14 protein-coding genes are annotated in these 20,456 nt (G+C 73.4%); 4 read left to right on the top strand and 10 right to left on the bottom strand.

Annotation, left to right across the window (positions count from 1 at the left end; translation table 11 throughout):
- Nucleotides 1-202: 202 nt before the first annotated feature.
- The 4 genes from HOQ23_RS20050 to HOQ23_RS20035 form a co-directional block, all read right to left on the bottom strand.
- On the bottom strand, nt 203-1,414 hold the full coding sequence (locus tag HOQ23_RS20050; RefSeq protein WP_172217332.1) for an amidohydrolase: 1,212 nt from the start codon (nt 1,412-1,414) through the stop codon (nt 203-205).
- 107 nt (nt 1,415-1,521) lie between these two features.
- Nucleotides 1,522-2,532, bottom strand: coding sequence for a methylmalonyl Co-A mutase-associated GTPase MeaB (meaB, locus tag HOQ23_RS20045; protein WP_172217330.1), 1,011 nt, complete (start codon nt 2,530-2,532; stop codon nt 1,522-1,524).
- Between the two features lie 19 nt (nt 2,533-2,551).
- The gene (scpA, locus tag HOQ23_RS20040) at nt 2,552-4,714 is read right to left on the bottom strand and encodes a methylmalonyl-CoA mutase (RefSeq protein WP_172217328.1); all 2,163 of its coding nucleotides are present in this window, start codon (nt 4,712-4,714) and stop codon (nt 2,552-2,554) included.
- Nucleotides 4,711-6,453: a methylmalonyl-CoA mutase family protein gene (locus HOQ23_RS20035; protein ID WP_172217326.1), complete on the bottom strand. Its 1,743-nt coding sequence runs from the start codon at nt 6,451-6,453 to the stop codon at nt 4,711-4,713. The genes scpA and HOQ23_RS20035 overlap by 4 nt, the downstream gene beginning before the upstream one ends.
- A gap of 379 nt (nt 6,454-6,832) precedes the next feature.
- On the opposite strand from HOQ23_RS20035, the gene HOQ23_RS20030 reads away from it, so the two are divergent.
- The 3 genes from HOQ23_RS20030 to HOQ23_RS20020 are packed head-to-tail and all read left to right on the top strand — an operon-like array spanning nt 6,833 to nt 10,339.
- Nucleotides 6,833-7,534, top strand: coding sequence for a succinate dehydrogenase cytochrome b subunit (locus HOQ23_RS20030; RefSeq protein ID WP_172217324.1), 702 nt, complete (start codon nt 6,833-6,835; stop codon nt 7,532-7,534).
- A gap of 13 nt (nt 7,535-7,547) precedes the next feature.
- A complete protein-coding gene (locus tag HOQ23_RS20025; RefSeq protein ID WP_172217322.1) occupies nt 7,548-9,599 on the top strand; it encodes a fumarate reductase/succinate dehydrogenase flavoprotein subunit in 2,052 nt (683 codons plus the stop codon).
- Nucleotides 9,596-10,339, top strand: a complete 744-nt coding sequence (locus HOQ23_RS20020; RefSeq protein WP_172217320.1) for a succinate dehydrogenase/fumarate reductase iron-sulfur subunit — start codon at nt 9,596-9,598, stop codon at nt 10,337-10,339. The genes HOQ23_RS20025 and HOQ23_RS20020 overlap by 4 nt, the downstream gene beginning before the upstream one ends.
- A gap of 107 nt (nt 10,340-10,446) precedes the next feature.
- Here HOQ23_RS20020 and HOQ23_RS20015 read toward each other — a convergent pair whose 3' ends face one another.
- From HOQ23_RS20015 to HOQ23_RS19995, 5 genes are all read right to left on the bottom strand, one after another.
- Nucleotides 10,447-10,671: an SCO4848 family membrane protein gene (locus HOQ23_RS20015; RefSeq protein WP_172217318.1), complete on the bottom strand. Its 225-nt coding sequence runs from the start codon at nt 10,669-10,671 to the stop codon at nt 10,447-10,449.
- A complete protein-coding gene (locus HOQ23_RS20010) occupies nt 10,672-11,718 on the bottom strand; it encodes a YihY/virulence factor BrkB family protein (RefSeq protein ID WP_367650598.1) in 1,047 nt (348 codons plus the stop codon).
- A gap of 3 nt (nt 11,719-11,721) precedes the next feature.
- A complete protein-coding gene (locus HOQ23_RS20005; RefSeq protein WP_172217316.1) occupies nt 11,722-12,252 on the bottom strand; it encodes a 2'-5' RNA ligase family protein in 531 nt (176 codons plus the stop codon).
- A 64-nt stretch (nt 12,253-12,316) separates the two neighbouring features.
- Nucleotides 12,317-13,333, bottom strand: coding sequence for a tryptophan--tRNA ligase (gene trpS, locus HOQ23_RS20000; RefSeq protein WP_367650597.1), 1,017 nt, complete (start codon nt 13,331-13,333; stop codon nt 12,317-12,319).
- 125 nt (nt 13,334-13,458) lie between these two features.
- Nucleotides 13,459-14,700: an MFS transporter gene (locus tag HOQ23_RS19995; RefSeq protein WP_367650596.1), complete on the bottom strand. Its 1,242-nt coding sequence runs from the start codon at nt 14,698-14,700 to the stop codon at nt 13,459-13,461.
- Nucleotides 14,701-14,843: 143 nt separating this feature from the next.
- On the opposite strand from HOQ23_RS19995, the gene HOQ23_RS19990 reads away from it, so the two are divergent.
- Nucleotides 14,844-16,769 (top strand): hypothetical protein, encoded by a 1,926-nt coding sequence (locus tag HOQ23_RS19990; RefSeq protein ID WP_172217314.1) that lies wholly within the window; start codon nt 14,844-14,846, stop codon nt 16,767-16,769.
- A 47-nt stretch (nt 16,770-16,816) separates the two neighbouring features.
- Here HOQ23_RS19990 and HOQ23_RS19985 read toward each other — a convergent pair whose 3' ends face one another.
- Nucleotides 16,817-20,419, bottom strand: a complete 3,603-nt coding sequence (locus HOQ23_RS19985; RefSeq protein ID WP_172217311.1) for an ABC transporter ATP-binding protein — start codon at nt 20,417-20,419, stop codon at nt 16,817-16,819.
- Between the last annotated feature and the right edge of the window lie 37 nt (nt 20,420-20,456).

Below are 20,456 nucleotides of genomic sequence, written 5' to 3'. Positions count from 1 at the left end.
CAACGCACGACCACGTCCTACCCTCGACATGCGGACCCCAGCCCAAGCGCTGGACCAGCTGCTGGCCAACCGGCCAGCAGCCTGACCGTTGCTAACACCGGTTGACCTCGCCGAGACCTGGCTCGCCAGAAGGGCCGACTCGGCGCGCCATTCGGGCCGACTCGGCACACCATTCGGGCCGACTCGGCGAGGAGGGTGGGGGTCAGGCGAGGTCGGCGAGGGCGGAGCACGCCGTGTGGGCGAGGATCTTGGCGCCGATGGCGACGGCGCGCTCGTCGACGCGCAGGTCGCCCTGGTGCAGGTCGTACGTCGGGCCGCCGGGCGTGCGGGTGCCCAGGCGCATCATGGCGCCGGGCAGGTGGTCGAGGTACCAGCCGAAGTCCTCGCCGCCGAGGCTCTGCTGGGTGACCACGGCGCCGCCGGCCCCGAGGACCGTCCCGGTGCCCGAGGAGAGCAGGGCGATGGAGCGGGCCTCGTTGACGACCGGCGGGACGCCGCGGCGGTAGTCCACGTCGGCGCGCACGCCGTACGGCGCGACGATCTGCTCGATCAGCACCGGCACCAGCTTCTCGGCCTCGGACCAGGCGATGGCGTCGAGCATCCGCACGGTGCCGCCGAGCCAGCCGGTGCTGGGAACCACGTTGTGCGCGGAGCCGGCCTGGAGCACGCCCCAGACCACGCTGACCCCGGCGCGCGGGTCCAGGCGCCGCGAGAGGATCGCGGGCAGCTCGGTGACGACCTTGCCCAGGGCGAAGGTGAGGTCCTCGGTGAGGTGCGGGCGCGAGGTGTGCCCGCCGGAGCCGGAGAGCTCCACCTGGAGGTGGTCGGCCGCGCCCGTGATCGGGCCCTCGCGCAGGCCGATGTGGCCGACGTCGAGGCTGGGGTCGCAGTGCAGGCCGAAGACGCGGGAGACCCCGCTCAGGGCACCGAACTCCAGCAGCGTCAGCGCGCCGCCGGGCATGACCTCCTCGGCCGGCTGGAAGAGCAGGCGCACCCGCCCGGGCAGCCGGCCGGCCGCGTGCACCGCGGCGAGGGCGCGGGCGGCGCCGAGGACTGCGGTGATGTGGATGTCGTGCCCGCAAGCGTGGGCGACGCCCTCGACGGTGCTGACCCACGGGTCGTCGGTCAGGTCCGGGACCGGGAGCGCGTCGAGGTCGGCGCGCAGCGCCACGATCGGGCCGGTGTCGCCCAGGTCGGCGACCAGGCCGGTGCGCGGCAGCCGCGTGACCTGCCAGCCCATCCGCTCGACCGCGTCGGCCACCAGCGCGGTGGTGCGGGTCTCGCGCCACGACAGCTCAGGGTGCGCGTGCAGGTCCCGGCGGAGCGCGATCAGGTCCTCGAGATGCTGGTCGACGGCGTCGGTGAGGAGTGCGCTGGTGGTCGGGTCGGTCGGGGTGGGGCTGTCCGCGGGCATCAGGGCGAGCCTAGACGACCTGGGCGGCAGGGACCTGAGACGTACGCGACGTGGGCAGCGTGCGGGTGACCGGCCCCACGCCCCGGCGGCGAGCGGTGCCCGCGCCCTCAGGCACGCGGGTCCGCGTCGTACGCCCCGAGCAGCAGGTCCGCCGCTGCCGGTGCGCCGAGCCGGCCGCCGAGCACGTCGGCGGCGACCTGGTCGCGGATCGCGGCGACGCCGGGCGAGCGGCGCAGCCGTTCGTCGAGCTGGTCGCGCACCAGCGTCCAGGTGAAGTCCAGCTGCTGCTGGGCGCGCTTGGCGAGCAGCCCGTCGCGGCCGAGGTGGTCGCGATGGGCCAGCACCCGGTCCCACACGTCGTCGACGCCGGTGCCGGTGAGGCCCGAGCAGGTGACCACCGGCGGGGCCCACTCCTGGGGGCCGCGCACCATCCGCATCGCCCCGGCCAGCTCGCGAGCCGCGCCGCGGGCCTCGGCCTCGCGGTCCACTCCCCCGGAGCCCTCGGCGTCGGCCTTGTTGACCGCGATCACGTCGGCGATCTCCAGGATCCCCTTCTTGATGCCCTGGAGCTGGTCGCCGGTGCGCGCGAGGGTGAGGAAGAGGAACGTGTCGACCATGCCGGCCACGGTGATCTCGGACTGGCCGACCCCGACGGTCTCGACGAGCACGACGTCGTACCCCGCCCCCTCGAGCACGCTCATCGCCTGCGACGTGGCCGCCGCGACGCCGCCGAGGGTGCCCGCGGACGGCGAGGGCCGGATGAAGGCGTTCGGGTCGACCGACAGCGTGGGCATCCGGGTCTTGTCGCCGAGCACCGAGCCGCCGGTGCGCACGCTGGAGGGGTCGACGGCCAGGACGCCGACCCGGTGCCCGCGCGCGGTCAGCCGGCTGCCGAGGGTCTCGATGAAGGTCGACTTGCCGACCCCGGGCACCCCCGAGATCCCCACCCGTACGGCGGGGACCGCGGAGGCGTCCTCGGAGAGCCGCGCGAGCAGCTCACGGGCCGCCGCGCGGTGGTCGGCGCGCCGGGACTCCACGAGCGTGATCGCTCGCGCCGCCATGGCGCGCTGACCCGCGCGGATGCCGTCGAGCAGGACGTCGAGGTCGGGGACGCTCATCGAGGAGGTGTCTCGCCCCTCAGCCGTCGCTGCGCAGCTTGGCGAGCAGGTCGAGCGCCGAGTCCGCGATCACGGTGCCGGGCAGGAACACGGCGGCCGCGCCCATCTCCAGCAGCGTCGGCACGTCGTCGGGCGGGATGACGCCGCCGATGACGACCATGATCTCGGGGCGGCCCTGGTCGGCCAGCGCCTGCTTGAGCGCGGGCAGCAGGGCGAGGTGCCCGGCGGCCAGGGAGGAGACGCCGACGATGTGGACGTCCGCGTCGATCGCCTGCTGGGCGACCTCCTCGGGGGTCGAGAACAGCGGACCCACGTCGACGGTGAAGCCCATGTCGGCGAACGCCGAGACGATCACCTTCTGACCGCGGTCGTGGCCGTCCTGGCCCATCTTGGCGACCAGGATGCGCGGGCGGCGCCCCTCGGCCTCCTCGAAGGCCGCGGTGGCGGCGAGGACCTCGTCGAGCTTGCTGTCACCGGCGGCGCTGGCGGTCTCACGGAACACGCCGCTGATGGTACGGATCACCGCCTGGTGGCGCCCGTAGACCTTCTCCAGCGCCTCCGAGATCTCCCCGACGGTGGCCTTCGCGCGGGCGGCGTCGACGGCCAGCCCGAGCAGGTTGCCCTCGAGGCCCTGGCCGGCGCCGCGCTCGGCGGCGTTGGTCAGGTGCTCCAGGGTGCGGGTGACCTCGGCGTCGTCGCGCTCGGCGCGCAGCCGCTCGAGCTTGGCGATCTGGGCGCGGTAGACCTCGTCGTTGTCGACGCGCAGCACGTCGAGCTTGTCCTCGGCCGCCAGCCGGTAGGTGTTGACGCCGATCACGGCCTGCGCGCCGGAGTCGATCCGCGCCTGGGTGCGGGCCGCGGCCTCCTCGATGCGCATCTTCGGGATGCCCTGCTCGATGGCCTTGGCCATGCCGCCGGCGTTCTCCGCCTCCTGGATGTGCGCCCAGGCGCGCTCCGCGAGGTCGTGGGTGAGGCGCTCGACGTAGTAGGAGCCGGCCCACGGGTCGATGGTGCCGGTGGTGCCGGACTCCTGCTGGAGCAGCAGCTGGGTGTTGCGCGCGATGCGGGCCGAGAAGTCCGTCGGCAGCGCGATCGCCTCGTCGAGGGCGTTGGTGTGCAGCGACTGGGTGTGGCCCTGGGTCGCGGCCATCGCCTCGATCGCGGTGCGCCCGACGTTGTTGAACACGTCCTGCGCGGTGAGCGACCAGCCGGAGGTCTGGCTGTGCGTGCGCAGGCTCAGCGACTTGGGGTTCTTCGGGTCGAACTGGCGCACCAGGCGGGACCACAGGGCCCGGGCCGCCCGCATCTTCGCGACCTCCATGTAGAAGTTCATGCCGATCGCCCAGAAGAAGCTCAGGCGGGGCGCGAACTGGTCGATGGTCAGGCCGCTCTCCAGGCCGGCGCGGATGTACTCCACGCCGTCGGCGAGGGTGTAGGCGAGCTCGAGGTCGGCGGTCGCCCCGGCCTCCTGCATGTGGTAGCCGGAGATCGAGATCGAGTTGAACCGCGGCATCCGCTGGCTGGTGAAGGCGAAGATGTCGGAGATGATCCGCATCGACGGCGCCGGCGGGTAGATGTAGGTGTTGCGGACCATGAACTCCTTGAGGATGTCGTTCTGGATCGTCCCCGCGAGCTGTTCCGGCTTCACCCCCTGCTCCTCGGCCGCCGCGATGTAGAGCGCCAGGACCGGCAGCACGGCGCCGTTCATGGTCATCGACACCGACATCTCGTCGAGCGGGATGCCGTCGAAGAGGGTGCGGGTGTCGTAGATCGAGTCGATCGCCACGCCGGCCATGCCGACGTCGCCGCGCACCCGCGGGTGGTCGGAGTCGTAGCCGCGGTGGGTGGCGAGGTCGAAGGCGACCGAGAGCCCCTTCTGGCCGGCCGCGAGGTTGCGGCGGTAGAAGGCGTTGGACTCCTCGGCGGTCGAGAACCCGGCGTACTGGCGGATGGTCCAGGGCTGGGTGGTGTACATCGTCGGGTACGGCCCGCGCAGGAACGGGCTCAGGCCCGGGAAGGTGTCGAGCGCGTCGAGGCCGGCGATGTCGTCGGGGCCGTAGGAGGCCTTGATCTCGATGCCCTCGGGGGCGGTCCAGGCCGCGCCGGAGGCGGGCGTGCCGGCGTCGCGGACGGGCGCGTCGCCCGACAGCGCGAGGCCGGAGAAGGACTTCGGAACACTCATGCCAGTGCCTCCCGGGTGCGGGTGAGGAACGCGAGGGCGTCGACGCCCACCGCGCAGGAGTCGTCGGTCAGGCCGTCGATCGGCTTGCCGGCGATGAGGACCCGCGTCGCGCCCGCGGCGCGCAGCGCCTCGATCGCGGCCGGGGCCCACTCGGCGTAGGTCGCGTCGCTGCCGGCCAGGCAGACCACCGGGCTGCCGCTCGAGGCGGAGTACGCCGCGGCGAGGGCCTCGGGGTCCGCGGTCGGGCCGGCGATCTCGACGGCGATCCCGCCGGCGGCGAACAGGTTGCTCGCGAACGTCGCACGGGCGGTGTGCGAGGCGACGGTGCCGAGGGTGGCCAGGAAGACCGGCCGGGCGGGCGGGGCGTCGCGCAGCGCCTCGAAGCTCGCGCCGTAGGAGCGGACGCCGTCGAAGCCGCCGTCGGCCTCGCGCTGCGGGAGCTCCTCGGCGAGGTGCGGGAACTCGCTCACGCCGGTGATCGGGCGCTTGCGCCGGGCCACCTCGGCCTCGCGGCGCGCGACGGTCTCCTCGATGAGCTCGTCGAGCGACGCACCGTCCTCGAGGCGGCCGAACAGCTCCCAGGCCGCGACGGCGAGGTCGTCGGTGAGCTTCTCGACGGCGTACGCGCCGCCGGCCGGGTCGGCGACCGCGGCGACGTGGGACTCCTCGATCAGCAGGTGGGAGGTGTTGCGCGCGATCCGGCGGCCGAACGCCTCGGGGCGCCCGAGGGGGGCGTCGAAGGGCAGCACGGTGACGGCGTCGGCGCCACCGACGCCCGCGGCGAACGCGGCGACGGTGGTGCGCAGCATGTTCACGTAGGGGTCGTAGCGGCTCATCATCGGCCGGCTGGTCACCACGTGCTGGCGCTGCGTGGCGGTCTCGGCGGCGCTGAGCTCCAGCACCCGCGCCCACAGCCGGCGCGCGGCGCGCAGCTTGGCGATGCTGGGGAACTGCTCGTCGGTGGCGGCGTAGCGGAACTCCAGCAGCGAGGCCGCCTCGTCGACGCCGAACCCGGCGTCGGTCAGGACCCGCAGCGCACGCACGCCGAGGGCCAGGGAGCGGGCGAGCTCCTGGACGTCGGAGGCGCCGCGGTCGTGCACGGCGGTGGCGTCGACGACGACACCGAGCACGCCGGCGTCGCGGGCCAGCCGGGCGACCTCGACGAGGTCCTCCTCCGCCGCGTCGGCGCCGATGCCGAGGTTGGTGCCCGCCGCCGGGGCGGTGTCACCCAGCAGGGAGAGGAAGGACCGCGCCGCCGCGACCGGCTCCGCGGCGTCCAGGACGACCGCGGCGAGGTCGAGCAGCACCCCGTCGAGCAGGGTCGCCAGGTCGGTGTCGGCGTCGACCTGCACCCACAGGGAGGTCACACCGCCGTCCAGGTCGACGCGCGCGGCCTCGTTGCGCGCCTTGTCCGGGCCGGAGCCCAGGTGGGCGCGCACGTCCCAGGCACCGGCACGCGAGGGCCGCCCGGCGGTGCTCAGCGCGTCGAGGAGCTGCGGGGTGCCGAGCGGCGTGATGCCGATCCCGTCCAGCGTCGTACGAGTGAGGCGGTCCCACACGGCCGTGTCGGGGTCCTCCTCGCTCAGGCGTCGCGACTTGCGAAGGACCGCGGCGGTGGCGGCCTCCCAGTCGGCGACCGTGGCACGGTCCTCGGGGTCGGCGAGGTCGAGCGAGCCCTGCTCCGGCTCCAGCTCGGTGGGCTCCTCGAGCCCGCCCTCGACGGTCGTGTCGGGATTCATGGTGCGAACCATAGGTAGTGCAGCGCGTCGGGCACACCCCCGGTGTCCCACTGTGACGGACCAGACCCGGCTCCGCACTCCCCCGTGCGGCGGGCCGCCCAGACCGCGCCGACCCGCTCCGGGGGCCGTCCCGGCCACCGGGACCCGATCCGCTCGGCGCGTGCGAGACACACGCCGCGCCCGGTCGCCGGGGGTACGACGGTGTCCACGGGCCCTTCGCGCGGGAACCCCCGGCGCGACACGCCCGTTGCTCAAGGTGACGTGACGGGGGGATCTTTTCGGGTTAGGCTTACCTTACTTACCGATACTCGGCGGTAACCGGGCATTTGTCACAGTCCCGGGGTCCATCTGGACCCGTTTCGAGCGGTACCGTGCTGCCGTGGCAACCCCGACTCTCGTCAAGGGAGCGCGCGCGACGCGCTCCACGATCGCCCTCAAGCTGGCCATGGCGGTCAGCGGCATCGTCTTCATCGGCTATGTGCTCGCGCACATGTACGGCAACCTCAAGGCCTTCGCTGGCCACGACGCCTACAACAGCTACGCGCACCACCTCCGGGAGTTCGGGGAGCCGATGCTCCCCTACGAGGGCTTCCTGTGGATCATGCGCGTGGTCCTGATCCTGGCGCTCGTGGTGCACGTCGGCAGTGCAGCTGCCCTGTGGCGGCGCGCGAACAACGCGCGCACGGTGAAGTACGAGGTGAAGAAGAACAAGGGCTCCTCGCTCTCCTCGCGCACCATGCGCTGGGGCGGCCTGGCGATCCTGTTCTTCGTCATCTGGCACCTCATCCACTTCACGATCGGCAAGGTGAACCCCGCCGGCGGCGAGACCAACGACCCGTACAACCTGATGGTGGAGTCCTTCGACCTGTGGTGGATGACCCTCATCTACCTGGCCGCGATGCTGGCCCTCGGCATGCACCTCCACCACGGCACCTTCAGCGCGCTGCAGACGCTCGGCTTCACCAACACCGCCACCTCCCGGGCCCGTGCGCGGATGGCCGGCTGGGTCGTCGCGGTGGTCATCGCCGGCGGCTTCTCGCTGGTCCCGCTCTTCACGCTCTTCGGCGTCATCACCAAGTAAGGGTCACCCAGACATGGCTTCCGTTCACTTCCTTCCCGGCCTGACGCCGACCAACGAGGCGCCGGTCCAGAAGTCCGACGACGCCGCCGGCTTCTACGTCCTCGGCGACAAGCTCGTCGACCCCAAGGCGCCGACCGGCCCGATCGCCGAGCGCTGGACCACGCGCAAGTTCGAGAACCGGCTGGTCAACCCGGCCAACCGCCGCAAGCTCAACGTGATCATCGTCGGCACCGGCCTCGCCGGTGGCGCGGCCGCGGCGACGCTCGGCGAGGCCGGCTACAACGTCAAGGTCTTCTGCTACCAGGACTCCCCGCGCCGCGCGCACTCGATCGCGGCCCAGGGCGGCATCAACGCGGCGAAGAACTACAAGGAGGACGGCGACTCCACGTACCGCCTCTTCTACGACACGGTCAAGGGCGGCGACTACCGCGCCCGCGAGTCCAACGTCTACCGCCTGGCCGAGGAGAGCGCGAACATCATCGACCAGTGCGTCGCGCAGGGCGTCCCGTTCGCCCGCGAGTACGGCGGCCTGCTCGACAACCGCTCCTTCGGCGGCGTGCAGGTGTCCCGCACGTTCTACGCCCGCGGCCAGACCGGTCAGCAGCTGCTGCTCGGCGCCTACCAGGCGCTCGAGCGCCAGGTCGCCGAGGGCACCGTGGAGCAGTTCACCCGCCACGAGATGCTCGAGGTCGTCGTCGCCGACGGCAAGGCCCGCGGCATCATCGCCCGCGACATGGTCACGGGCGCGATCGAGACCCACATCGCCGACGTCGTCGTCCTGGCGACCGGCGGCTACGGCAACGTCTTCTACCTCTCCACCAACGCGATGGGCTCCAACGTCACCGCGTCGTGGCGTGCGCACCGCAAGGGCGCCTACATGGCGAACCCCTGCTACACGCAGATCCACCCCACCTGCATCCCGGTCACCGGCGACCACCAGTCGAAGCTGACCCTGATGTCGGAGTCGCTGCGCAACGACGGTCGCGTCTGGGTGCCGAAGAAGGCCGAGGACTGCGAGAAGGACCCGCGCGACATCCCCGAGGAGGACCGCGACTACTTCCTGGAGCGGATCTACCCGGCGTTCGGCAACCTGGTCCCCCGCGACATCGCCTCGCGTGCGGCGAAGTACATGTGCGACGAGGGCCGCGGTGTCGGCCCGACGGTCAAGGAGGTCGGACCCAACGGCGAGGAGAAGCTCGTCCGTCGCGGCGTCTACCTCGACCTGACCGACGCGATCCGTCGCCTCGGCCGCGACAAGGTCGAGGAGAAGTACGACAACCTCCTCGACATGTACGCGCGGATCACGGGTGAGAACCCCTACGAGGTGCCGATGCGCATCTACCCCGCCGTGCACTACGTCATGGGCGGCCTGTGGGTCGACTACGAGCTCCAGTCGAGCATCCCCGGCCTGTTCGTGACCGGTGAGGCCAACTTCTCCGACCACGGCGCCAACCGCCTCGGCGCCTCGGCGCTGATGCAGGGCCTGGCCGACGGCTACTTCGTGCTGCCGAACACCATCCGCGACTACCTCGCGGACGGTCCCTTCGAGGCGATCGACGAGTCCCACCCGGCGGTCGTCGAGGCGCGCGAGTCGGTGCAGGAGCGCATCGACAAGTTCCTCTCCATCAACGGTTCCCGCTCGGTCGAGTCCTTCCACAAGGAGCTCGGCACGATCATGTGGGAGTACTGCGGCATGGAGCGGACCAAGGAGGGCCTGATCCGTGCGATCGGCCTGATCCGCGACCTGAAGAAGGAGTTCTGGAGCAACGTGCGCGTGCTCGGCTCCGGCGAGTCGCTCAACCAGGACCTCGAGAAGGCCGGCCGCGTGGCCGACTTCATCGAGCTCGGCGAGCTCATGTGCATCGACGCCCTCAACCGTCGCGAGTCGTGCGGCGGCCACTTCCGCGCCGAGTCGCAGACCGACGACGGCGAGGCCATGCGCCACGACGAGGAGTTCGCCTACGTCGCGGCCTGGGAATGGGGCGGCGAGGACGGCGCGCCGGTCCTGCACAAGGAAGACCTGATCTACACCGCCATCGAAATGAAGCAGAGGTCCTACAAGTGAAGCTCACCCTCAAGATCTGGCGCCAGGAGAACGCGTCGGCCGCAGGGGCGATGCACACCTACGAGCTCGATGGCGTGTCGCAGGACATGTCGTTCCTCGAGATGCTCGACCTGCTCAACGAGCAGCTCGTCACCTCGGGTCAGGAGCCGGTGGCGTTCGACTCCGACTGCCGCGAGGGCATCTGCGGCACCTGCTCGCTGATGATCAACGGCGAGGCGCACGGCCCGGAGGTCACCACGACCTGCCAGCTGCACATGCGCTCGTTCAGCGACGGCGAGACGATCACCATCGAGCCGTGGCGTGCGGACCCGTTCCCGGTCCTCAAGGACCTGATCGTGGACCGCTCCGCCTTCGACCGGATCATCCAGTCCGGCGGCTACATCTCGGCGAACACCGGCTCGGCCCCCGAGGCCAACTCGGTGCCCGCGCCGCGTGACAAGGCGATGCGCGCCTTCAACGTCGCCACCTGCATCGGCTGCGGCGCCTGCGTGGCGGCGTGCCCCAACGGCTCGGCGTCGCTGTTCATGGGTGCGAAGATCACCGCCCTCGGCGAGCTCCCGCAGGGCCAGCCGGAGCGCTACTCCCGCGTGGTCGACATGGTCGCCCAGCACGACGCGGAGGGCTTCGGCGGCTGCACCAACATCGGCGAGTGCACCTCCGCGTGCCCCAAGGAGATCCCGCTCGACGTGATCTCCCAGCTCAACAAGGACCTGCGCACGGCCATCGCCCAGGGCCGCTGACGCTCGACCCAGAGCACCCCAGCGCACACAGCGGGCCGGGGACCACCTCGGTGGTCACCGGCCCGCTGTGCTGCGTTCCGGGGTTCGGCCTGCGCGGGAGCCGCGGCTCAGCGCTTGGTCGCGCGCAGCGCCTTCACGCCGAGGGAGCCGAGCAGCCCCGCGATGACGAAGTTGACGACGATCAGGACGGTGTGGGCGACCCAGTAGCCGGTGGCCCGCTCCTCCCCCGAGGACCAGGCGTTGGCAAGGTTGCGCGCGAAGTTGCCGAACGAGAAGACGTTCCAGGCGGCAACCGCGAGCAGCAGGACGGCGTGCTTGCGCTCGAACTTCACTTACGTTTCCTTCCGGTGGACCAGACGACGGAGCAGCGCCGCGGTGGCGGCCCCGGCGATGAACGCCGCGACCCGGGTGGGTCGGGCGGGATCGGTGGACCCGGCCTCCTCGCGGCTCGGCATCCGCGGACCCTGCACGGGGTCCACGGGCTCCACGAGGCGCCGGGCGCGGGCCTGGGGGGTGGTCCAGGCCCAGCACGCGCCGTACAGCACGACGCGTGAGGTGTAGTTCATCCAGACCAGCAGGATCAGCGCGATCCCGAAGGCCTGGAACGCCGGCTGCCCCTTCGTGGAGCCGAGCAGCAGCCCGGAGGCCTGCTTGAGCACCTCGAAGGCGAGCGCGCCGAGCAGGGCGCCCGACCACAGTGACCTCGTCGGCGCCGCCGGGTCGGCCAGCAGCCGGAACATCAAGAAGAAGACGAGCACGCCGGCGAGGAGCCCGAGCGCGACGGTGAGCAGACGGACCACCCAGCCGAGCTCGCGGCTCAGCCCCAGCCAGTCCAGGACGTTGTCGGAGAACCCGGAGACGAGACCGGTGACGGCGACGCCGACGAAGAGCACGGCACCCAGGACGACCAGCGCGAACAGGTCGCGCAGCTTGCCGGCCACGAACCCGGGCTGCCGCCCCTCGGGGACCTCGAAGACGACCGCGAGCGCCCGGCGCAGCGCGGAGACCCAGCCCAGGCCGGCGTACAGCACGCCGGCGATGCCGACGGTCGCCGCGATCCCGGAGAAGGTGCGGATGTCGTCCAGGGAGATCTGGTGGCGCCCAGGCCCGATCATCCCGGGGATCACCGCGTCGATGGCGTCGCGCAGGGCCGTGTCCGCGTCGGGGTAGAAGACCGTGATCCGGCCGACCACGAACACTGCGAGGGCGAGCAGCGGGAAGAAGGACAGGAAGGCGAAGTAGGTGACCGCCCCGGCCTGCTGGGTGGCCCTCACCGCGTTGTAGTGCTCCTGCATGCGCACCACGTGGTCGAGCAGCGGGCGGCGCGCGCGCAGCGCGTCCAGGCGCCCGGTGACGGCCGCCGCCGGCCCCGCTGGCACCGCTCAGTCTTCCGCGGAGACGCCGTCGGCCAGCACGAACTCGCGGGTGGGCTGCCAGCCCGCCGTGGCGTCGTGCACGTAGAGGTGGAAGCGGTCCACCTCGAAGCGGCACTCGAAGCCGGCCAGCTCGTGGAAGGCCTGGTCGAGCCGCTCGTCGTCGAGGTGGTGGGCCACCGTCACGTGCGGGTGGTAGGGGAAGTCCAGCTCCACCGAGAGCGGGCCGCTGCGGACGCCGGCGGCCAGCTGCTCGCACGAGGAGATCCCCTCGGCGAGCATCACGAAGACCACCGGCGAGACCGGGCGGAAGGTTCCGGTGCCGCGCAGGTGGACGTGGTACGGCGGGGACCCGGCCGCCACGGACGCCAGGTGGTCCTCCACGGCACGGAGCCCGTCGTCGGGGATCTCGGTGGGAGGCACCAACGTGATGTGGGTCGGGATCATGGTTGCCGTGGTGTCCCCCACGGCCATCCGGTATTCCTGGAGCTGGGTCCCCCAGGGCTCCGGGATCGCGACCGCCACACCGATGGTCGGCATGCGCCACCCCCTTCTGCGTCGAGACTACTGGCCGGCTCGCGGAGCCGGTGGACGGGCCGGTCGGTCAGGGAGCGACGAAACCGACCCTGTCGTAGACGTCGGCCAGGGTGCGCTCGGCGACCTCCGCGGCGCGCTCGGCACCGGCGCGCAGCACCTGGGTGAGGTGGTCGCGGTGCTCCACCAGCTCGAGGGTGCGGTCGCGGAAGGGGGTCACGAAGTCGACCACGACGTCCGCGAGGTCGGACTTCAGGTCGCCGTACCCGCGGCCGGCGTAGCGGTCCGCGATCTTCTCGACGTCCTCGCCGGTGAGCGCGGAGTAGATGGTGAGCAGGTTCGAGACGCCCGGCTTCTGCTCGGGGTCGAAGCGGACCTCGGCCTCGGAGTCGGTCACCGCGGAGCGGATCTTCTTGGCGCTCACCTTCGGCTCGTCGAGCATCTCGATGATGCCGGCGGGCGAGGACGCGGACTTCGACATCTTGCGGGTCGGGTCCTGGAGGTCCGCGATCTTCGCGGTCTCCTTGATGATGTAGGGGTCCGGGAGCCGGAAGGTCTTCTTGTAGCGGCTGTTGAAGCGCTGTGCGAGGTCGCGGGTGAGCTCGAGGTGCTGGCGCTGGTCCTCCCCCACCGGGACGTACGCCGGCCGGTAGAGCAGGATGTCGGCCGCCATCAGGACCGGGTAGGTGAACAGCCCGACGCTCGCCGCGCCCTCGCCGCCCTTGGCCGACTTGTCCTTGAACTGGGTCATCCGGCGGGCCTCGCCGAAGCCGGTGATGCACTGCAGCACCCAGCCCAGCTGGGCGTGCGCGGGCACGTGGGACTGCATGAAGATCGCCGACTTCTCCGGGTCCACCCCGGCGGCCAGCAGCTGGGCGGCCGCGCGCAGCGAGCGCTCCCGCAGCACCTTGGGGTCCTGCTCGACGGTGATCGCGTGCTGGTCGGCGATGAAGAAGAACGGCTCGTACTCGTCCTGGAGCACGACCCACTGCCGCAACGCGCCGAGATAGTTGCCGAAGTGGAAGGAGTCGGCGGTCGGCTGGATCCCGGAGAGGACCCGGGGGCGGGCGGTGGGAGTGGTGGACACACCCCGATTCTCGCCGATGGACCCGCGTGGCCGCGGACCGGGGCGTGGGCGTGTGTCCGACGTCGCGTGCGGCCGGGTCGAGCCGGGGTCGTCGCGGGGTCGTCGCGGGGTCGTGCCGGGGGGCCTCAGGCCTGAGCGGTGCGCTGCCGGGCGTCGCTGGAGCGCTGCCACAGCGCCGACCAGAGCAGCACCGCGACGCCGAGGACGCTGAAGCCCAACCCGACCAGTGCCGTGGAGCGGTAGCCGTGGCCGGCCGCGATCACCAGGCCGCCGCTCCAGGCGCCGAGCGCGTTGGCGGCGTTGAGGGAGGCGTGGTTCATGGCCGCGCCGAGGGTGCGTGCCTCCCCCGCGACGTCCATCAGCCGCAGCTGGAGGTTGACCACCAGCACCGAGCCGAGGGCGGTGATCGCGAACACCACCGGCAGCGCCCACCAGCCGTGCGGAGCGGCGAGGAAGAACAGCACCATCACCACGCCGGTGCCGATCGCGCCGATGAACAGCGACCCGAACACCGACCAGCCGGCCAGCTCGCCGGCGGCCCAGGTGCCCGCGACCATGCCGAGGCCGAAGGCGAGCAGGAAGAGCGGGACCGTGCCCTCGCCGAGGCCACCGACCTCGGTGACCGTCGGGGCGATGTAGGAGTACACCGCGAACATCCCGCCGAAGCCGACCGCGCCGGCCGCGAGGGTCAGCCACACCTGCGGGCGCCCGAACGCGCTCAGCTCGCGGCGCCCGGTGGCCTCCGGGTCGCCGGGGCGGGCGGGCACGAAGGCCCGCACCATCGCGACCGTCAGGGCGGCCAGCACCGCCGCCACGACGTACGCCGCGCGCCAGCCGAGGACCTGGCCCAGCCAGGTGGCCGCGGGGACGCCGACCACGTTGGCGACCGAGAGCCCGAGCATGACCGACGCGACCGCGCGGCCGGTGCGCTCGGGGGGCACCAGGCTGGCGGCCACCAGCGAGGCGACGCCGAAGTAGATGCCGTGCGGCAGCCCGTCGAGGAAGCGCGCCGCGGCCAGCACCTCGTAGGTGGGCGCGGCCGCGCTGAGCAGGTTGAACACGGCGTACGCCGCCATCAGCCACAGCAGCAATGCACGCCGGGGCCAGGTCGCGCCGAAGTAGGCCAGCACCGGCGCACCGATCACGACCCCCAGGGCGTAGGCGGAGATCGTGTGGCCGGCCGTCGGGATCGAGACGCCGACGCCGTCGGCGACCTGGGGCAGGAGGCCCATCGTCACGAACTCGGTGGTGCCGATCGTGAAGCCGCCCATCGCCAGGGCCAGGATCGCCAGGCCGACGCGGACGGCGGACGCGGGCCGCTCCCGGTCGAGATCGTCGGGCGCGGCGCTGACGGGTGAGTGATCCACGGGCACCCAGTCTCAACGGCTCACGCGCAGGGACCTATTCCGCCCGCGCGGCCCGAACGAGGCAGCGGCCGCCGGGAGCGCCGTGGCGTGTGTCACACGGACCTACACTTCACCCATAGGGTGCCTCCGCCTCGGGAGGGGACATGAGCGACGCACGCGACACCGACACCTCCTCACAGGACTCGGCGCAGGAAACGGCGCAGCAGCCGGCGCAGGTGGCACGACCCAAGCGGCCGGGCGGCAGCCCGGTGCTGATCCTCCTGATGGCGATCGTGGTCGTGCCGGCGGTGATGGTCGCCGACGCCTTCGACGCCGGTCCCGCCGGGATCATCGGCGGCATGGTGGGCATGTTCTCCCTGGTGGCCTTCATGGGCGGTCCACTGCGCGCCGACCTGCGGACGGCGGCGCTGATGGGTCCGCTCCTGGTCTTCGGCGCGGTGGTTCCCCGGCTGCTCTCCGACGTGTCGCGTCCCGCTGCGATCGCCCTCGTCGTCGTGATCATCTTCGTCGCCGGCCTGCTCCCGCTGCGGGGCCCCCGGTTCGCCAACGGCGGCCTCGGTCTCGGCATGACCACGCTCTACGCCTATGCCTACGCCACCCGGGGGGCGACGGACCACCAGCAGGTGATCGCGGCGGCGCTCGCCGGCGTCGCGGTGGCGCTGCTGGTACGCGTGCTGCTGGGCATCTCCGACCCCTCGAAGCCCACCCGGGAGAAGGTCGCCGACGTCCTCGTGACCGACGACCCCGCGGAGGCCACCGCGACCGCGTTCGACACCTGGCTCAGCGACGGCCGGCAGCGCTGGCTGGGCACCGCGCTCGAGGCCGCCTCGCGCTACCGGCTCGCGCTGCGTGTCGGCACGGTCACCACGTCCGGCGCGGACACCGACGGCGCTGCCGACGCCCTGCACGCGCGGGCCGAGGACCTGGCCGACCAGCTGCGTGCCAAGCACGTCCCCCCGCGCCACCTCGCGGACCGGAGCGACGCCCCGGCCGACAGCCCCTCCACCAGCAGCCCCGCCAGCTCCGCCACCGGCACCGCCACGGCCACCGCCGCCGCACCGGCGGGCCCGGCCTCCGACGCCCTGGACGCCGTCGCGCGGGCGGTCCGCCACCGCGACACGACCCGCGTGGACCTCGACCGCGGGACCCGGCACGACTTCCGCGACGCGGTGCTGCACCCCTCCGCCCGGCTGCGCTCGATCCAGGTGCGGCACGCGTTCCGCACGGCGTTCGGGCTGCTGGTCATGCTCGCGATCACCGCGACCCTGGAGCCCGGGGACCCCCTGGTGAGCACGGTGCTGCTGACGACCTTCGGCATCCTCCAGGCGAGCTGGCGCGACACCCTCGGCAAGGCGCGCAACAAGATCCTCGGCCTCGTCGCCGGGTCCGCCGCCGTCGCGGTGATCCTGCTGGCCGTCCCGGAGCGCTACCTGACCGCGATCGCGGCGGTCTCGCTGGCCCTGGGCCTGTGGTACATCATCACTCGCCCCGCGCTCGGCGCCGGGTTCATGGTCGTCGTCAGCGTCGGGTTCAACGCGGTCACCCGCGACCTCGACGCTGGCGAGTTGCTCGTGCAGTACACCGCGCTGACCGCCTGCGCCGTCGCGGGCGGGCTGATCCTGGGCTTCGCCGTCGTGCCGGCGTTCCGGCCCGCGCCGCTGCGCGACCGCGTCGAGTCCGCCGCGGAGGCGACCGCCGCGGTACTGCGCGCAGCGTCCAGCGGGTCCACCCGGTCGGTGCCGCAGCTCATCGCGCTGCAGCGCGACGCCGCCCAGAAGCAGGACGAGCTCGTCCCCGACCGCGAGCGCCTCGACGACCGCCAGCTCGCCGAGCTCGACCGGCTCCAGTCCGGCCTGCGCGACCTGTCCACGATCGCCGCCGACGCCGGCTCCCTCGACGACGCGGCGCTGGCCCGGGCCGTCGAGATGCTCCGCGCCGAGTACGGCTCCGAACGGCGCTCACCGGACGCCGCCACGGACGGCGCGGCCGCCTCCTCCCTGCTGGGCGACCTCGCCGAGCAGTCCGGCGAGGCCGAGCGCTACCTGCTGCGCACCCTGCCGACGAGCTGACGCAGCCTCCTGCGAGCGGCCGTCGGACTGCTCGCGCCCCGCCCGGGTCAGCCGGCCAGGTGCCCCCAGCGCCCGGCGAGCCCCGCCCACGGGCCGACGGCGCGCACCTCCCCGTCGACGAGCACGACGACCCGGTCGGCCTGCTCCAGCGCGGCGCGCTTCGAGGTCGCCCCCAGGACGGTGGTCCCCCGCTCGCGCAGGCCCGCCCACAGCTCGATCTCGGTGGCGGCGTCGAGGGCGCTGGAGACGTCGTCGGCGAGCAGCAGCTCGGCGTCGGCGGCCAGCGCGCGGGCCAGGGCGAGCCGCTGCACCTGGCCGCCGGACAGCCGGACGCCGCGGTGGCCGACGACGGCGTCCGGGCCGCCCGCGGCGTCCACGTCCTGGCCGAGGCGGGCGTCGACGACGGCCCGGTCGAGGTGGCGCTCGTGGCCGAGTCGGACGTTGTCGGCGAAGGTCCCGGAGAGCACGCGCGGCACCTGGGCGACGTGGGCGACCTGGCCGGGGCGCAGGAACGACTCGGGGTCGTCGACCTCGACGCCGTTCCAGCGCAGCTGCCCGGTGTGCTCGACCAGCCCGGCGAGCGCGGCCAGCAGGCTGGACTTGCCTGACCCGACCTGCCCGAGCAGGAGCACCAGCTCGCCGGCGCGGACGGTGAGGTCGACCCCGACCACGCCGCGGGTGCCGTCGTCGTGGACGGCGGAGAGGTCGCGCAGCTCCAGCTCGCGCAGCGGCATCCGGGTCGCGGGCTGCGGGTCGGGCGCGGCGCCGGTGACCAGGTCGATGCCGGGCGGCAGGTCCATCAGGTCGCCGCCGCCGGCCAGCCGGGTGGTCTCCTGCTGCCAGGAGCGGGTGCCCGGCGCCTCGGTGATCACGGCCCCCGCCACCCGGCCGAACCAGCCGAACCCGTTGACGACGTTGGCGACCATCAGCGCGGTGGCCAGGTCCCAGCCGTCGAGGACCAGGACGCCCCACGCGGCGACGACGCCGCATTGCACCAGCACGACCGGGACGCCGTCGAGCAGGGCCTGGACGCGGTGCTCGCGCACGGCCGCGTCCACCCGCCCACCGTCGACACGACGCAGGTGGGCGTGCACGGCCGGGGTCGCCGCGGCGAGCTTGACGGTGCGGGCCGACTCCAGCGCCGACACCAGGGAGCGGCCGAACCCGGCGCGTGCGGCCGACGACGCCGTCGCGGAGCGGCCGGCGACGGGGCGTCCCAGCATGGAGGCCAGCGCGGAGGCGGCCATGACGGCGAGCAGCACGCCGCCGGCCAGCAGGTTGACGCTGGCGGCCGCGGTGACCACGACCAGCAGGAGGCCGGTGAGCACGTCGACCCAGCGGTCGGCGTAGCGCGCGAACCGGTCCGCGTCCATCGCCCGGGCGACCACCTCTCCGGGCGGGGTGCGCCGCAGCCGACGCTGCTCGGTCTGGCCGGCGAGCACCGCCATCCGCACCCGCAGCAGGACCTCCACCCACCAGCGCGGGTAGCGCCGGAACGCCTCCGCGAGCAGCAGCGGCGAGGCGATCAGGGAGACCGTGAGCGCGGTGGTCAGCCCCCACGGCGCCGCGCCGTCGCGCAGGTCCTGCACCAGGTGGCCCCAGATCCAGCCGGTGACGGCGCCGTACGCGCCCACCATCGCGAGCAGGACGAACAGCCCGGCGCCGGCGAGGCCCCACTGCGGCTGCACCACCAGCGCGTGCCAGATTCCCCTGGTCAGGCTGGGGCCCTCGTGGGGCTCGCGCAGCGCCGGCGGCGGCCCGGAGCGTCGTACGCCGCCGACCGCGCCGGCCGGCGCGGCGGGCGGGGCCGGGTGCTCGGGGGTCTGCTCGGGCGCGGCCTCCTCGGTGCCGCCGGCCTCGAGCAGGGTGCGGAACGGGCCGGCCTCGGCCGCGAGCCGGGCGCGGGGCCCCTGCTGCAGCACGCGGCCGCCGCCGAGCACGGCGACCAGGTCGGCCCGGGCGGTGCTGGAGAGCCGGTGCGCGACCAGCAGGCCGGTGCGCCCGGTCAGGAGGCGGTCGGCGGCGCGGACCACCCGGGCCTCGGTCAGCGGGTCCATCCGGGCGGTCGCCTCGTCGAGGATGACCACGGAGACCTCGCGCACCAGCAGGCGGGCGAAGGCGACCAGCTGCTCCTCCCCCGCCGACAGCGTCGTGCCATCGGGGCCGAGCCGGGTCTCCAGCCCGTCGGGCAGGCCGGCCACCCATTCGCCGAGCCCGAGCTCGGCGATCGCCGCCTCCACCCGCGCGCGGGGCAGGTCGGCGAAGAGCGTGATGTTCTCGGCCAGGGTGCCGGCGAGGATCTCGGTGCGCTGGGTGACGACGCCGACGGCGGCACGCAGCTGCTGCAGGTCCAGGTCGAGCACGTCCACCCCGCCCAGCAGCACGGTGCCGGGCTCGGGGTCGACGGCGCGCGAGACGAGGGCGGCGAGGGTGGACTTGCCCGAGCCGGTGCGCCCCACCAGCGCACAGGTCTGCCCGGCCGGGACCTGCAGGTCGACCTCGCGCAGCGCGAAGGTGCCCTCGGCATAGGCGAAGTGCAGGTCGCGCAGCTCCAGGTCGAGCGGCCCGGGCGGCACCGGAAGCCCGCCGACGGGCTCCGGCTCGGTCTCCAGCAGCTGGCGCAGCCGCATCAGCGCGCCGACCCCGGCCTGGAGGTCGGGCAGGTGCTGGGCGAGCTGGTCGATCTGGCCGACGAAGGCGGTGGTGACCAGGAAGAGCGTCACCAGGCGGGCGACCGAGAGGTCTCCCTCGACGACCAGCGCGACGCCGACCACCCCGACGGCCGCGAGCAGCGCGTGCAGCAGCACCCCGGCGCGCCGAGCGATGCGGGCCTCCACCGCCAGCACCGCCGCGAACAGCTCGTGCACCCGCGCGGAGAGCCGGGCGCTGCGGCGCAGCACGTGGGCCTGGCCCAGGCTGGTGCGCAGGTCGTCGCGTCCGGTGACACCCTCCTCCATCGCCGCGGCGTGGTCGGTCCAGGCGATCTCCTCGACCACCTTGCGGCGCGCGACCTCGCCGAGCAGCGGGCGCACCACCCAGATCGCGGCGGCCGCGAAGAGCGGGAACAGCAGCCACGCGGGCCACCAGGTCGTGCCCGCCACGATCCACATCGGCAGGCAGGCGAAGAGGGTGCGGATCGCGTCCCAGACCTGGCGACGTACGAGCGTGCCGACCTCGTGGGTGTCGTCGTCGACGCGGTCCAGCACCTCGCCGACCGCCTGCTCCGACAGCGCGGCGAGCGGCTGGTGCAGCGCGGCGTCCAGCAGGTCGGCGCGCAGCCGGCCCTCCGCGCGGTCCACGACGCCGGCCCAGGCGGTGCGCCCGGCGGTGTCGAGCAGCGCCGCCCCGACCACGCACGCCGCCAGGAGCGCGACGAGGGCGCCGGTCGGATCCGCGGCGAGCCGGCCGGCCACGACGGTCCCGAGCGCCTGGCCCACGGCGGCGAGCGCCGATCCGACCAGCGCCACGCCGGCCACCGGGCCGCTGAGGCGCCGCCAGTCCAGGTGCCGGCGCGGGTCCTCGGGCGCGCGAGCGGCCAGCGTGGGGCCGGGACCGCCAGCGCCACCGGGGCCACCGGGAGCGACCGGGGCAGCGGTGGGATCGGCGGTCGTGGCGCCGGAGGGTGCGGCGGCGTGGAAGGTCCCGGACATCTCGATCCACGCTACGTCGTGGAGCCGACATCTCTCA

Origin of the sequence: Nocardioides sp. zg-DK7169 (assembly GCF_013155365.1) — a bacterium.
GTDB lineage: Bacteria > Actinomycetota > Actinomycetes > Propionibacteriales > Nocardioidaceae > Nocardioides.
The sequence above is the reverse complement of the archived record's forward strand: the minus strand, read 5'-3'. Positions and strand labels throughout refer to the sequence as shown.

Excerpts from the sequence above, each read along its gene's own strand:
- HOQ23_RS19990 (WP_172217314.1), top strand. The coding sequence starts at position 14,844 with ATGAGCGACGCACGCGACACCGACACCTCCTCACAGGACTCGGCGCAG.
- HOQ23_RS20050 (WP_172217332.1), bottom strand. The coding sequence starts at position 1,414 with ATGCCCGCGGACAGCCCCACCCCGACCGACCCGACCACCAGCGCACTC.
- HOQ23_RS20005 (WP_172217316.1), bottom strand. The coding sequence starts at position 12,252 with ATGCCGACCATCGGTGTGGCGGTCGCGATCCCGGAGCCCTGGGGGACC.
- meaB (WP_172217330.1), bottom strand. The coding sequence starts at position 2,532 with ATGAGCGTCCCCGACCTCGACGTCCTGCTCGACGGCATCCGCGCGGGT.
- scpA (WP_172217328.1), bottom strand. The coding sequence starts at position 4,714 with ATGAGTGTTCCGAAGTCCTTCTCCGGCCTCGCGCTGTCGGGCGACGCG.
- HOQ23_RS20025 (WP_172217322.1), top strand. The coding sequence starts at position 7,548 with ATGGCTTCCGTTCACTTCCTTCCCGGCCTGACGCCGACCAACGAGGCG.
- HOQ23_RS20035 (WP_172217326.1), bottom strand. The coding sequence starts at position 6,453 with ATGAATCCCGACACGACCGTCGAGGGCGGGCTCGAGGAGCCCACCGAG.
- HOQ23_RS19985 (WP_172217311.1), bottom strand. The coding sequence starts at position 20,419 with ATGTCCGGGACCTTCCACGCCGCCGCACCCTCCGGCGCCACGACCGCC.